This window comes from Microbacterium sp. CIAB417 (assembly GCF_022788845.1).
The window spans coordinates 692,865-705,163 of the sequence record NZ_JAHZUT010000004.1; the positions used below are offsets into that span (position 1 = coordinate 692,865).

Sequence of the window (12,299 nt, forward strand, 5' to 3'; positions counted from 1 at the left end):
CCCGGACGCTTATGGTCTGCGGTGCGCTCGCCGCCGTCCAGACCGTGTTGTCCGCTTCCCTCTCGGCGCTCTCGCCCGGAGCCGCCGCGGTGTTCCCGCCGGCGTATGCGCTTCTCGCCGCCGTCCACAGTCTCATGCCGTTCCTGGCTCGGGTGCTCACAGGAACGCCATGGACGGCGACCATCACGTCGGGTATCGCCGGGGTGCTCATCTGGCCGTTCAGTGCCGTCGGCCCGCTCGTGCTGATCGTGCTCGTCGTCGGATCGAGCGTGTTCGACCTCGTCCTCCGACGACGCGGCGTCCCGAGCCGGGGGCGCCTCGCAGCCGCCGCGGCGTGCGCGGCCGCAGCCCTGTTCGTGGTCTCGCTGCCCGTCTTCTCCTCGGCTCATCTGACACCCTTCATCCTCACCGCGACTCTGGCCGCGCGCGTCCTCGGCGAAGGCGCGGCGGCCGGCGCTGCGGTCGCGCTGAGCGCAGGGCTCCGCAGAGTCGGCGTGCGCTCCCGCTGAGCCCCCTTCACGAGCCCTGTGGTCCTCCGACCGGGGCTTCTTCGCGTCCGCACGGCGCTGGTGGAACTCTTTTGCTATTCAGTGTTGCCAAGTACCGGTACTCAGTGTTACTTTCTACTGGTAGTCAACATCACTGAGTAGAAGGAGGTGATCGCATGGCAAGCCAGATGACGGAGATGCTCAAGGGCACCCTCGAGGGCATCGTCCTCGCGATCCTCGCGGAGAGGTCGGCCTACGGCTACGAGATCACCTCGTGGCTGCGGGACCGCGGCTTCTCGGACATCGCCGAAGGCACCGTGTACGCGCTGCTCGTGCGCATCGAGCAGAAGGGCCTCGTGGACGTGGAGAAGGTCCCGTCCGAGAAGGGCCCGCCGCGCAAGGTGTATTCGCTGAATGCGCAGGGGCGGGACCAGCTCGCCGAGTTCTGGAGGACCTGGAGCTTCCTCGCAGACCGCATCGAACAGCTCCACCACATCGACAGCAACGACAGCAGCACGACCGAAGGGAACTGAAATGGCAGCGAAGTGGATCGAAGCGCTCACCGGATCGCTCGAGCAGAAGAAGCAGTACCGGCAGGACAAGGCGCGGATCGAGGCTCTGCCGGAGCCCTACCGCACCGCGGCCACCGCGATGCACCGGTACTTCCTGTACTACGGCGGCATCGTCGACGGCGACACGATGATGACGATGTTCACCGACCTCGCCGACCTCTGGGAGCGGGCGGCCGTCGACGGCACGCCGGTCCGGGACATCGTCGGCGACGACCCGGTGGACTTCACCGAGACGTTCGCCAAGTCCTACCGCGGCAAGGAATGGATCGACAAGGAGCGCGCTCGTCTGAACAAGGCGTTCGACGAGGCCATCGGAAAGGAGACCCGATCATGACCACCGCATCCATCCAGGTGCGCGGCATCCGCAAGTCCTTCAAGGACCTCGAGGTGCTCCGCGGCGTCGACTTCGACGTCGCCTCCGGCAGCATCTTCGCCCTGCTCGGCTCGAACGGAGCCGGCAAGACGACGCTGGTGCGCATCCTCTCGACGCTGCTCAAGGCGGATGCCGGAACCGCATCCGTCCAGGGCTTCGACGTCGCGTCGGCACCGAACGACGTCCGCGAGTCGATCAGCCTCACGGGGCAGTTCGCGGCCGTCGACGAGGTGCTCACCGGACGCGAGAACCTCGTGCTCATCGCGAAGCTCCGTCACCTCAAGAATCCCGGAGCGATCGCCGACGACATGCTCGCGCGGTTCTCGCTCACGGATGCCGGCGGACGCAAGGCGGGCGAGTACTCCGGCGGGATGCGCCGGCGACTGGACATCGCCATGAGCCTGGTCGGCAACCCGCCGATCATCTTCCTCGACGAGCCGACCACGGGCCTGGACCCGCAGTCGCGCATCGAGGTCTGGGACACGGTGCGCCAGCTCGCGAAGGGCGGCACCACCGTGCTGCTGACCACCCAGTATCTCGACGAGGCCGAACAGCTCGCCGACCGCATCGCGATCCTGCACAAGGGCACGATCATCCAGAACGGCACGCTCGACGAGCTCAAGCGCCTGCTTCCCGCGGCCACCGTCGAGTACGTCGAGAAGCAGCCCACCCTCGAGGAGGTCTTCCTCGCCCTCGTCGGAGAGACCGGCGAGACCGACTCCGCCTCGGCGGCATCCACGGAAGGGAGCGCGTCATGACCACGCACGTCCTGAGCGACACCGGCGTCCTGACCGGTCGCTCGCTGCGCCACATCCTGCGCAGCCCCGACACCATCATCACCACGGCGGTCACGCCCGTCGCGCTGATGCTGCTGTTCACGTACGTGTTCGGCGGTGCCATCAACACCGGCTCCGATGAGTCGTACATCAACTACATGCTCCCCGGCATCCTGCTGATCACGGTCGCCTCGGGCATCGCCTACACCGCGTACCGGCTGTTCCTGGACATGCAGGGCGGCATCTTCGAGCGGTTCCAGTCCATGCCGATCGGCCGATCCAGCGTCCTGTGGGCCCACGTGCTCACGTCGCTGGTGTCGAACCTCGTCTCGATCGCGATCGTGATCGGCGTGGCGCTGCTCATGGGCTTCCGCACCGGGGCGTCCTTCGCGGCGTGGCTGGGCGTGGCGGGAATCCTCGTGCTGTTCACCCTGGCGTTGACCTGGGTGGCTGTGATCGCCGGTCTGTCGGCCAAGACGGTGGACGGTGCGAGCGCGTTCAGCTACCCGCTGATCTTCCTTCCGTTCATCAGCTCGGCGTTCGTCCCCACGGACACCATGCCGGGGCCGGTCGCCTGGTTCGCGGAGAACCAGCCCGTCACCTCGATCGTCAACACGATCCGGGCGCTGTTCGCCGAGCAGCCGGTCGGGTCCGACATCTGGGTCGCGCTGGCATGGCTCGTCGGCATCCTGGTGGTCGCCTACTTCGGGGCGGTAGCCGTCTACCGCAAGAAGCTGCGCTGAGCACTCACGGAAACGACCGGCCGTCCTTCGGGATGGCCGGTCGTTCGTGCGCCGGTAGCAGAATTGGTAGCATGTGGGTAGGATCACGGCATGACCCACACCAAGATCAGCCTCAGTCTCAATGAGGTCGATCTCGCATTCCTCGACACCGAGACTCGCGAGGGGCGATACCCCTCGCGCTCGGCCGCCGTCCAGGACGCGGTGCGGATGCTGCGCGAGAGCCGACTCGCGGACGCCTATGCCGAAGCCTATGCGGAGGGATACGACGAGGCCTGGGACCTCGCGTCGGACGACGGACTCGCCAGCGCATGACCGCGTCGATCCTCCTCCGGCGCGGCCAGATCGTACTGGCGTCCCTCGACCCGGGCGTCGGATCCGAGGCGAGGAAGACCCGTCCGGCCGTGATAGTCAGCAACAACACAGCGAACGCGGTCGCAGCGCGAACAGACCGCGCGACGGTGACGGTCGTGCCGCTCACCTCGAACCTCGCCAGAGTGTTCCCGTTCCAGGTCCGACTGCCGTCGGAAGACACCGGTCTCGAGCGTGATGTCAAGGCGCAGGCCGAACAGGTGCGCACGATCGCGGTCTCGCGGATCGTGCGCCCTGTGGGATGGGTGCCTGCCGAGCTCATGGGCGCGCTGGACGAGGCTCTCCGGATCCATCTGGCGCTGTAGCCGTCGCCTGCGCCCGTCCGGACGGCGCGGTCCAGCCCGCTTCAGCGGCGCCGGCCGACGCCCGCGGCCTGGAGCCGATCGGCGATGACGATCCCGAGAGCGGTCGCGGCGACGCAGCTGACGATCGTGATCGCGAAGAACCCTCCCTGAGCCCATATCGACAGGGCGCCGAGGTCGAACCACGCCCACGCCGAGATCGGATAGACGACGCCGGCGACCACGGCGCCGAGATAGTGCATCCACGTGCCCCAATAGCGCCACGCGACGAACAGGAACGGCAGCTCCGTGAAGGCGGCCCACCACAGGTTGGTGAGGATCGCCGAGAACCCGTAGCCGGAGAAGGGCACGAGCACGAGCCCGGCGACGAGCGCGACGAGCATCCCCACCAGCGGGCGCCGCAGCAGTCGCAGCGCGATCACCGACGGCAGCAGCCAGAACCCCGCCAGCGCCATGCTCGCGAACGGCAGCCCTCCGCTCAGCGCGGTCGAGATCCAGTTCGCGGGAGCGAGCACCAGGCCGCCGGCGACGCCGAGTGCCGCGCAGGTCAGCAGCAGCGCCGTCGGAAACCGTCGCCGCTCCGCCGGCGACGCGGCGTCCTGGCCCGTCATGCCAGCGGCTCCGCGGCCTGTTCGCGCGCCGCCTTGGAGGCGGGCGACGCGGCACCGATCTTCCAGTACCCGCAGAAGCTGACCTGACCCTTGTCGACGCCGCGTTCGCCGACGAGCTGCTTGCGCACGCCGGAGGCGAGTGCCTGCTCGCCGGCTCCGTAGGCGTGGAACGGGACGCTCGGCAGGTCGGTGTCGCGCAGGGTCGCCAGCGCGAGTTCACCTGGAGCGGTGCCGTGAGGACGGATGATCCAGACGACCTCGAGCCCGGGCGGACGCGGGAACTCGAGCGCGTCCTCGTCGGACGGCACCTCGATGATCGCCGTGCCGGTGGCTGAGGCGGGAAGAGAGGCGCTGATCCCGGCGATGGCCGGAAGGGCGGTCTCGTCGCCGACGAGCAGGACGCGGTCGGTTCCGCGCTCGGGGTTGAACGTCAGCCCCTCGTCGATGATCAGCACGCTCTCGCCGGGACGGCAGGTCTCCGCCCAGCGGGATGCAGGGCCCGCCGTGCCGTCGGCGGCCGAACCGTGCAGGACGAAGTCCACGTCGATCTCGGCATCCGACTCCGGCGTCGCCGGACGGTAGGCGCGCACGGTGTAGTTGCGCATGACGGGGCGCTCGCCGTCCGGGATGCGCAGGAACTTCAGGTAGCCGAGCGCCTTGTTGGCCTTGGCGGGCACGCGTTCGAGGCCTGCCTCGCCGCCGATCGGCAGGAAGAGCCGGAACCACTGGTCGTAGCCCATCGGCGTGAAGCCGCCGATCTCGCCGCCCCCGAGGGTCACGCGGATCCAATGCGGGGCGAGGCGCTGCGTGCGCAGCACGGTGAGGTGGATGAGCTCCGCGCTCGCGGGCTTGACCATCTTGGAGTAGGCCATGGATTCCTCTCAGTTCAGCTGCCAGGGGAAGAACGCGATGAAGAGCACCGCGGATGCCGCGAGGACCGCGGCGATGAAGACGACGTCGCGCGCGCGGAACGGGACGAGGTGCCGCTCGGTGCGGGTGGGATGGGCTCCGAAGGCGCGGGAGTCCATCGCGAGGGCGACGCGCTCGGCGTGCCGGATCGCGCCGGCGAGCAGGGGGACGACGTAGCCCCATGCACGGGCGATGCGCGCGAATGGTCCACGGCCGCCGTGGTGTCCGCGCACCCGGTGCGCGGCCCGGATGACGGCGAGCTCGTGCCCGAAGCGGGGCACGAAGCGATAGGCCGCGAGGGCGGTGTAGCCGATCCGGTACGGCACGTGCAGGTGCTGGACGCTTGCGCGCACGAGGTCCGGTCCCGTGGTGGTGAGTCCGCCGATGAGCGCGAGGGCCAGGATCGCGCCCAGCCGGAGGGCGGTCGCGAAGCCGACCTCGAGCGCGCCGGCGTACAGTGTCCAGGCGCCGATCCGCAGCACGGGGGCCGTGGTGTCCACGCCTGCGGCATCCACCCAGAGTGAGAAGCCGACCCCGATCAGGACGATGCCGGCGGGCACTGCGAGGAACAGCAGCAGGGCGCTGCGCCGCGTGATCCGTGCGCCGAAGACGATGAGGGCGTAGCCGAGCAGCAGGAAGGATGCCGGGGTGGCGAGGTCCCGCACGAAGACGAGCAGGAGCATCGCCGGCAGCACCCCGGCGATCTTGGAGAGGGGGTTGAGGTGGTGCAGGAAGAACCGAGCGGATGCCGGAGCCACCGCGGCGTACGGGTCGATGGCCGGCGTGGGGGCTGTCGTCGCGGTCATCGTGCCCCCTCGGTGACGAGTCGCCGCAGGTCGGCCGGGAGGGCGCGCTGCAACGCCGGCAGGCGCAGGCCGGCGTTCTCGAACAGGCCGTCCGTGGCGAACAGGTCGGCTGTCCGCCCCGCGGCATGGACACGCCCGTCGGCGAGGATCACGGTGTGCGTGGCATGGTCGGCGACGAGCTGCAGGTCGTGCGTCACGATGACGATCGTCGTCCCCGCGTCGCGCAGGTCGGCGAGCAGGCCCAGCAGCTCGGCGGCGCGGGCGCGGTCCTGGCCGAACGTGGGCTCGTCGAGAGCGAGCACACGCGGTCGGGAGATCAGCGCCGTGCCGACGGACAGCCGTCGCTTCTCCCCGCCGGAGAGCAGGAACGGATGCACGTCCGCCTTGTGCTCGAGGCCGAAGCGTTCGAGCATCGCTCCGACGCGTGCGGAGATCTCGGCGTCCGGGGCCCGGCGCAGCCGCAGTCCGTGCGCGAGCTCGTCGAAGACGGTGTGCGCGATGAACTGGTGCTCCGGATTCTGGAACACGAATCCGATCCGCGCGGCGAGGTCGCGCGGAGAGGCGGTCGCGGGATCCAGCTCGTCGACGTCGACCTGCCGCCTCGGGGGCGGCACCACACCGGCCAGCGACTGGATGAGGGTGGTCTTGCCGGCGCCGTTCGCGCCGACGATCGCTGTGAGCGACCCAGTGGGGATGTCGAGATCGACGCCATGCAGGATCTCGGCGGCCCCGCGGCGGACGGTCAGACCACGCGCCCGGATGATCGAGTCCGCGTCGCCCCCTTCGTTCGTTGAGCCGGCCTCCTCTCCTTCGCTCGCCGAGCGGGCCTCCCCTCTTTCGCTCGTTGAGCGAGCGGAGCGAGTCGAAACGCCCCCGTCGCTCGTTGAGCGAGCGGAGCGAGTCGAAACGCGGCTTCCCACCGCAAGCACCCCCTCCACTCCGTCAGCACCCCGTCCCTCGCCCACCGAGGACACCGGCACCGCCGCCGCGAGCTCCTCCGGCGTCAGCGGCAGCGGGGCACCCACGTCGAGCACGCCGCGCTCGCGCAGCATCCTGCCCGCCAGCGTGGCTGCCGGAAGCCAGACGCCCATGGCGACCAGTTCCTCGGTGTGCTGACGCAGCACCTCTTCGACCGGGCCGTCGAACACGAGCGCGCCGGCGCGATCGAGAACGAGCACGCGCGTCGCGAAGCGCATCGCGGCGTCCAGGTTGTGCTCGACGAGCACGACCGCACGGTCGCCGGTCGCCACGAGATCGCCGAGGGCGTCGTACACGTCGTCGATGCCCTGGGGATCGAGGTTCGCCGTCGGCTCGTCCAGGACGATGAGCGCAGAGCCCATCGCCAGGGCGCAGGCGATCGCGAGCCGTTGACGCCCGCCGCCGGAGAGCCGGTCGGGGTTCCATCCCCGGCGCTCCCACAATCCGACGCGTCGCAGCGCGTCCTCCGCCCTCGACAGCACCTCGGGCACGGGCAGCAGCAGATTCTCCAGGGCGAAGGCGACCTCGTCGAGCAGGGTGCCCGTGACGAGCTGGGCATCCGGGTCCTGGAACACCATCGCGACGTCCGTGCTGAGTTCGGCCACCGGAGTGGAGGACGTGGGGCGTCCGCCGACCTCGACGGTGCCGGTGATCTCGGCCGGCACGGACTGCGGGATCAGCCCGTTCAGTGCGAGGGTGAGCGTCGACTTCCCCGAGCCGCTCGGACCGAGGACGATGACGACCTCGCCGCGCCGGACGTCGAAGGAGATGTCGCTCGGCGAAGGGTGCGCGGCTCCGGCGTGGGTGAGCGAGAGGTCACGCACGCGAAGCAGGGGCGCGGGTGTGCGCACGGCGGAACCCCGGGGTCGGTGATCGATACCCCTCTAACTTAGCCCAGCCTTACCTGAGTCGCATCCGCTCAGCGGACCTGTGCCACTCCGGCTCGTCGCAGGGCATCGCCGATGCCCAGTCCCACGACGGTCCAGGCGACCGGACCCAAGACGCTGATGACGAGATAGGCGATCTGCGCCCACCCGGCCATCGCGCCCAGATCGACGGCAAAGAACACCACCACCGCGACGATGGCCCCGATCACGACGGCCGAGAGGAAGAACCGCCACGGGCCCCAGGAGCGATAGCGCGTGAGCGCGGCCACTCCCTCCTGGATGGCGCCGAACAGCAGAGCGGTGCCGAGGAAGCGCAGTGCCCAGGCCGGGTTGAACGCGCTCGAGATCAGAGCCGCGAACACATGCGTGATGAGAGCGACGAACGGGCGGCGCAGCACCTCCTGCGCGATGATCCCCGGCATCACGTGCGATCCGAGCACGAGCCCGTACGCCCACGGAGCCGTGATCAGCACCACGGGAGTGATGAGGCCGGCGACGCCGCCCAGGATGCCGGTCGCGACCCCGATCGCGGCGCAGACCAGCAGCACGCGCGTGGGCAGGGCGGAACTCTTCGGCACCGATCCAGCCTATCGGCGGCAGGTCTCCTCGGCGCCGCTCGTCGCTCGGCCGGCACCGCTCGTCGCAGCCGACCGGATCACGGATGCCGCGGCATCCGCCGTGCTCCTAGCGTGGGGTCACGCAAAGACGCGCACCCCCGAGGAGAACCATGTCTGCATCCCAGCCGCGATCCAGCGGCACGGGCGTCGTCGACGACGAACCCGAGATCATCACCGATCCGTCCCTCCCGCCGGTCTCGCTCACCGAGGAGCAGGACGCCAAGGCGGCCCGCTGGACCTGGCCGAAGATCGTGCTCTGGGCGGCCATCGCGCTGCTCGGAGCCGTCGCGTGGACGATGCTCGCCATCGTCCGCGGCGAGACCGTGAACGCGATCTGGTTCGTGTTCGCCGCGGTCTGCACCTACTTCATCGGCTACCGCTTCTATTCGAAGGTGATCGAGCGGTACATCACCCGCCCCAACGACAAGCGGGCGACCCCCGCGGAGGTCAAGCAGGACGGCAAGGACTACGTCCCCACCGACCGCCGCGTGCTCTACGGTCACCACTTCGCCGCCATCGCCGGCGCCGGTCCGCTCGTCGGTCCCGTCCTCGCGGCCCAGATGGGCTACCTGCCCGGCACGATCTGGATCATCGTCGGCGTCGTGCTCGCCGGTGCGGTCCAGGACTACACGGTGCTGTTCTTCTCGATGCGCCGAGGCGGCCGGACCATCGGTCAGATGGCGCGTCAGGAGCTCGGCAAGATCGGCGGATCCGCCGCGATCATCGCGTCTCTGCTGATCATGCTCATCATCGTGGCGATCCTCGCGCTCGTCGTGGTGAACGCTCTGGGAGAGAGCCCGTGGGGCGTGTTCTCGGTCGCGATGACGATCCCGATCGCGCTGTTCATGGGCGTCTATCTGCGGTTCCTGCGCCCCGGCAAGGTCACCGAGGTCTCGATCATCGGCTTCGTGCTGCTCATCGGCGCGATCATCGCCGGCGGCTGGGTCGCGAGCACCGACTGGGGCGTCGCGATGTTCCACCTCGACCGTGAGGTGATCGCGTGGGGCATCATCGTGTACGGCTTCATCGCGGCGATCCTGCCGGTGTGGCTGCTGCTCGCACCGCGCGACTACCTGTCGACCTTCATGAAGATCGGCGTGATCGTCATGCTCGCCGGCGCGATCGTCCTCGTGCGTCCGGAGATCTCGGTCCCGGCGGTCACGATCTTCGGGGAGAACGGCCTCGGGCCGGTGTTCTCCGGTCCGCTGTTCCCGTTCCTGTTCGTCACGATCGCGTGCGGTGCCCTCTCCGGCTTCCACGCGCTGATCTCGTCCGGCACGACGCCCAAGCTCGTCGAGAAGGAGCGTCAGACGCGCTTCATCGGCTACGGCGGCATGCTGATGGAGTCCTTCGTGGCGATCATGGCGCTGGTCGCGGCGATCTCGATCGACCAGGGCATCTACTTCGCGATGAACGCCCCTGCCGCGCTCACCGGCGGCACCGTGGAGGGAGCGGTGGCCTTCGTCAACTCGCTCGGCCTGACCGGAGTGAACATCACCCCCGAGATGCTGACGAACACGGCGGCCGGTGTCGGTGAGGAGTCCGTGGTGTCACGCACCGGCGGTGCGCCGACGCTCGCCCTCGGTCTCGCGACCATCATGCAGGAGGCGCTCGGGGGTCAGGCGCTGATGGCGTTCTGGTACCACTTCGCGATCATGTTCGAGGCGCTGTTCATCCTCACCGCCGTCGACGCGGGAACGCGTGTGGCGCGCTTCATGCTGCAGGACACGATCGGGGCCTGGGTTCCGAAGTTCCGGGACGTGTCCTGGCGTCCCGGCGTGTGGATCTGCACGGCGATCATGGTCGCCGGGTGGGGCTGGATCCTCATCCTCGGCGTCACCGACCCGCTGGGCGGCATCAACACCTTCTTCCCGCTGTTCGGCATCGCCAACCAGCTTCTGGCGGCGATCGCGCTCGCCGTGGTGCTGGCGATCGTCGCGAAGCGCGGCAGGAGCTACGTGAAGTGGCTGTGGATCATCGCGCTTCCGCTCGCCTTCACGGCGGTCATCACGATCACGGCCTCGATGTACAAGATCTTCTCGCCCGTTCCGGCGATCGGGTACTGGGCGAACCACTTCAAGTACGTCGCGGCGCGGGATGCCGGTGACGACTCACTCGGAGCACCCGAGGTCGTGGACGCGGTCATCCGCAACACGGCCGTGCAGGGCACGCTGTCGATCATCTTCGTGGTGCTGACGATCATCGTGATGGTCGTGGCGATCACCGTCGCGGTCAAGGCGATCATCAACGGCGGCGGAGAGAACACCGAGGACGCACCGGTGGCCTCGCGGCGATACGCGCCGGCCGGCTTCATCCCCACGGCCGCCGAACGGGAGCTCGAGAAGCAGTGGGAGCCGATCCTCGCGGAGGAGCGCAGGGCGGTGCGGCACTGACATGGCCGACTCCCTGACGCCGGCGGGTGCCGCACCCCGCCCGATGACCGCGGTCCTCGCGTTCATCGGGCGGGTCGGCCGCGGCATCCGCTGGTACGTCACGAACCTGATGGGCGACAGCGCCTACGCGACGTACGTCGCCCATCAGCGTCGGCGGCACCCGGGAGAGGAGCCGTTGACCGAGCGGCAGTTCTGGCGGCAGAAGATGGACGATCAGGACCGCAATCCCGGTGCCCGCTGCTGCTGAGCGCACTCGCGCCGGCGCCGAGCCTAGGCTGTTTCCATGACCGACGCCGTCGTCCTCGCGGCCCTGCTGGGCGTGGTCGGCGGCGTCGTCCTGACCGTGCTGCTCCTGCTGGCCCGGCGACTCGCCCGCAGCGGTGCGGAACTCGGCAGCGAGGCGGAGCAGGCCGCGTATCAGGCCCTTCACCAGGCGAGCCTCGCCGCACGGCATCTGCGCGGCGGGCTGGCCGCGCCGGACGCCGCGCGCGCGGCGCGGCATCTGCGGGTGCTGCTCGGCAGCCCCGCCGTGGCCCTCGTCGACGACAGCGGGGCCGTCGCCTTCGACGGCCCGTCGGACGGGCTGGAGTCCGCCGCCGTGCGCATCGCGCAGCGAGTGCGCGACACGGGGCGGCGTCAGGTGTTCCCGAAGCGCGACGACGCCGAGGACGACCTCGAAGCGGTCGGCGCGCCCATCACGGTGGACGGCCGCGTGATCGGCGTCGTGGTGGCCTTCGCCGCGCCGGTGCGCGCCGCTCTCGTCCGGGCCGCCGCCGAGGTCGCCGAGTGGTGCTCTGCCCAGGTCGAGCTGGGCGGGCTCGATGCCTCGCGCACCGCGCTCGCCGAGGCGGAACTGCGATCGCTGCGGGCGCAGATCTCGCCGCACTTCATCTACAACGCGCTCACCGCGATCGCCTCCTTCATCCATGCCGATCCCGACCGAGCCCGCGAACTCGTGCTCGACTTCGCCGACTTCACCCGCTACTCGTTCCGGCGGCAGGGCGAGTTCACCACCGTCGCGGAGGAGCTCGGCAGCATCCACCATTACCTCACGCTCGAACGCGCCCGATTCGGCGACCGGCTCGAGGTGACGCTGCGCATCGCCCCGGAGACGCTCGCGACCGTGATCCCGTTCCTCTCGGTGCAGCCGCTCGTCGAGAACGCCGTGCGCCACGGGCTGGAACCCGGCGAGGGCGGCGGAACGATCCGCATCTCGGCGAACGACGCCATGACCCACACCGAGATCACGATCGAGGACGACGGCGTCGGCATGGATCCGGAGGCCCTGCGGACTCTGCTCGGCGCGGCCGATGACGGAGCGCACGTCGGCCTGCGCAACGTCGACACGCGCCTGCGTCAGCTGTACGGTCCCGACGGCGGCCTGGTGGTGGAGACGAACGTCGGCGCGGGTACGCTGGTGCGGATGCGGATCCCGAAGTCTCAGCCGCTGCACGATGCGGAAGCGGGATGAGGCC

The 12,299-nt window shown here is 69.5% G+C and carries 15 protein-coding genes; 10 read left to right on the plus strand and 5 right to left on the minus strand.

Annotated elements, in window-relative coordinates:
• Positions 1 to 44 precede the first annotated feature (44 nt).
• From KYX17_RS20685 to KYX17_RS20715, 7 genes are all read left to right on the plus strand, one after another.
• Complete coding sequence (locus tag KYX17_RS20685) at positions 45 to 509, plus strand: hypothetical protein (RefSeq protein ID WP_243229120.1); 465 nt, start codon at positions 45 to 47, stop codon at positions 507 to 509.
• A 155-nt stretch (positions 510 to 664) separates the two neighbouring features.
• Complete coding sequence (locus KYX17_RS20690; protein ID WP_243229122.1) at positions 665 to 1,021, plus strand: PadR family transcriptional regulator; 357 nt, start codon at positions 665 to 667, stop codon at positions 1,019 to 1,021.
• Position 1,022: 1 nt separating this feature from the next.
• A complete protein-coding gene (locus KYX17_RS20695; protein WP_243229124.1) occupies positions 1,023 to 1,394 on the plus strand; it encodes a DUF1048 domain-containing protein in 372 nt (123 codons plus the stop codon).
• Positions 1,391 to 2,191, plus strand: a complete 801-nt coding sequence (locus KYX17_RS20700) for an ABC transporter ATP-binding protein (RefSeq protein WP_243229125.1) — start codon at positions 1,391 to 1,393, stop codon at positions 2,189 to 2,191. Before KYX17_RS20695 ends, KYX17_RS20700 begins: the two co-directional genes overlap by 4 nt.
• On the plus strand, positions 2,188 to 2,952 hold the full coding sequence (locus KYX17_RS20705; protein ID WP_243229127.1) for an ABC transporter permease: 765 nt from the start codon (positions 2,188 to 2,190) through the stop codon (positions 2,950 to 2,952). The genes KYX17_RS20700 and KYX17_RS20705 overlap by 4 nt, the downstream gene beginning before the upstream one ends.
• 90 nt (positions 2,953 to 3,042) lie before the next feature.
• Entirely contained in the window at positions 3,043 to 3,264 is a 222-nt protein-coding gene (locus tag KYX17_RS20710; protein WP_243229129.1) for a ribbon-helix-helix domain-containing protein, read from the plus strand.
• The gene (locus KYX17_RS20715) at positions 3,261 to 3,626 is read left to right on the plus strand and encodes a type II toxin-antitoxin system PemK/MazF family toxin (protein ID WP_243229131.1); all 366 of its coding nucleotides are present in this window, start codon (positions 3,261 to 3,263) and stop codon (positions 3,624 to 3,626) included. The genes KYX17_RS20710 and KYX17_RS20715 overlap by 4 nt, the downstream gene beginning before the upstream one ends.
• A 41-nt stretch (positions 3,627 to 3,667) precedes the next feature.
• Here the strand turns inward: KYX17_RS20715 and KYX17_RS20720 are convergent, their stop codons facing one another.
• From KYX17_RS20720 to KYX17_RS20740, 5 genes are all read right to left on the minus strand, one after another.
• On the minus strand, positions 3,668 to 4,234 hold the full coding sequence (locus tag KYX17_RS20720; RefSeq protein ID WP_243229133.1) for an ECF transporter S component: 567 nt from the start codon (positions 4,232 to 4,234) through the stop codon (positions 3,668 to 3,670).
• Positions 4,231 to 5,106 carry a siderophore-interacting protein gene (locus KYX17_RS20725; protein ID WP_243229135.1) on the minus strand — a complete coding sequence of 292 codons (876 nt, stop codon included), beginning with the start codon at positions 5,104 to 5,106 and terminating at the stop codon, positions 4,231 to 4,233. Before KYX17_RS20725 ends, KYX17_RS20720 begins: the two co-directional genes overlap by 4 nt.
• Before the next feature lie 9 nt (positions 5,107 to 5,115).
• Complete coding sequence (locus KYX17_RS20730; protein ID WP_243229137.1) at positions 5,116 to 5,949, minus strand: energy-coupling factor transporter transmembrane component T; 834 nt, start codon at positions 5,947 to 5,949, stop codon at positions 5,116 to 5,118.
• Entirely contained in the window at positions 5,946 to 7,778 is a 1,833-nt protein-coding gene (locus tag KYX17_RS20735) for an ABC transporter ATP-binding protein (RefSeq protein ID WP_243229140.1), read from the minus strand. The genes KYX17_RS20730 and KYX17_RS20735 overlap by 4 nt, the downstream gene beginning before the upstream one ends.
• 68 nt (positions 7,779 to 7,846) lie before the next feature.
• Positions 7,847 to 8,392: an ECF transporter S component gene (locus tag KYX17_RS20740; RefSeq protein ID WP_243229141.1), complete on the minus strand. Its 546-nt coding sequence runs from the start codon at positions 8,390 to 8,392 to the stop codon at positions 7,847 to 7,849.
• A gap of 149 nt (positions 8,393 to 8,541) precedes the next feature.
• Between KYX17_RS20740 and KYX17_RS20745 the strand changes: the two genes are divergently transcribed.
• Genes KYX17_RS20745 through KYX17_RS20755 form a run of 3 tightly spaced genes read left to right on the plus strand, consistent with a single transcriptional unit; the run spans position 8,542 to position 12,295 of the window.
• Positions 8,542 to 10,824 carry a carbon starvation CstA family protein gene (locus KYX17_RS20745; protein ID WP_243229143.1) on the plus strand — a complete coding sequence of 761 codons (2,283 nt, stop codon included), beginning with the start codon at positions 8,542 to 8,544 and terminating at the stop codon, positions 10,822 to 10,824.
• A 43-nt stretch (positions 10,825 to 10,867) separates the two neighbouring features.
• Positions 10,868 to 11,071, plus strand: coding sequence for a YbdD/YjiX family protein (locus KYX17_RS20750; RefSeq protein ID WP_374208977.1), 204 nt, complete (start codon positions 10,868 to 10,870; stop codon positions 11,069 to 11,071).
• A 36-nt stretch (positions 11,072 to 11,107) separates the two neighbouring features.
• A complete protein-coding gene (locus KYX17_RS20755) occupies positions 11,108 to 12,295 on the plus strand; it encodes a sensor histidine kinase (protein ID WP_243229147.1) in 1,188 nt (395 codons plus the stop codon).
• Positions 12,296 to 12,299 lie beyond the last annotated feature (4 nt).

What these genes read in the sequence shown, in the direction of transcription:
- KYX17_RS20720 (WP_243229133.1), bottom strand. Translation starts at nt 4,234, where the DNA reads ATGACGGGCCAGGACGCCGCGTCGCCGGCGGAGCGGCGACGGTTTCCG.
- KYX17_RS20705 (WP_243229127.1), top strand. Translation starts at nt 2,188, where the DNA reads ATGACCACGCACGTCCTGAGCGACACCGGCGTCCTGACCGGTCGCTCG.
- KYX17_RS20715 (WP_243229131.1), top strand. Translation starts at nt 3,261, where the DNA reads ATGACCGCGTCGATCCTCCTCCGGCGCGGCCAGATCGTACTGGCGTCC.
- KYX17_RS20745 (WP_243229143.1), top strand. Translation starts at nt 8,542, where the DNA reads ATGTCTGCATCCCAGCCGCGATCCAGCGGCACGGGCGTCGTCGACGAC.
- KYX17_RS20725 (WP_243229135.1), bottom strand. Translation starts at nt 5,106, where the DNA reads ATGGCCTACTCCAAGATGGTCAAGCCCGCGAGCGCGGAGCTCATCCAC.
- KYX17_RS20690 (WP_243229122.1), top strand. Translation starts at nt 665, where the DNA reads ATGGCAAGCCAGATGACGGAGATGCTCAAGGGCACCCTCGAGGGCATC.
- KYX17_RS20700 (WP_243229125.1), top strand. Translation starts at nt 1,391, where the DNA reads ATGACCACCGCATCCATCCAGGTGCGCGGCATCCGCAAGTCCTTCAAG.
- KYX17_RS20730 (WP_243229137.1), bottom strand. Translation starts at nt 5,949, where the DNA reads ATGACCGCGACGACAGCCCCCACGCCGGCCATCGACCCGTACGCCGCG.
- KYX17_RS20695 (WP_243229124.1), top strand. Translation starts at nt 1,023, where the DNA reads ATGGCAGCGAAGTGGATCGAAGCGCTCACCGGATCGCTCGAGCAGAAG.
- KYX17_RS20710 (WP_243229129.1), top strand. Translation starts at nt 3,043, where the DNA reads ATGACCCACACCAAGATCAGCCTCAGTCTCAATGAGGTCGATCTCGCA.
- KYX17_RS20755 (WP_243229147.1), top strand. Translation starts at nt 11,108, where the DNA reads ATGACCGACGCCGTCGTCCTCGCGGCCCTGCTGGGCGTGGTCGGCGGC.
- KYX17_RS20750 (WP_374208977.1), top strand. Translation starts at nt 10,868, where the DNA reads ATGACCGCGGTCCTCGCGTTCATCGGGCGGGTCGGCCGCGGCATCCGC.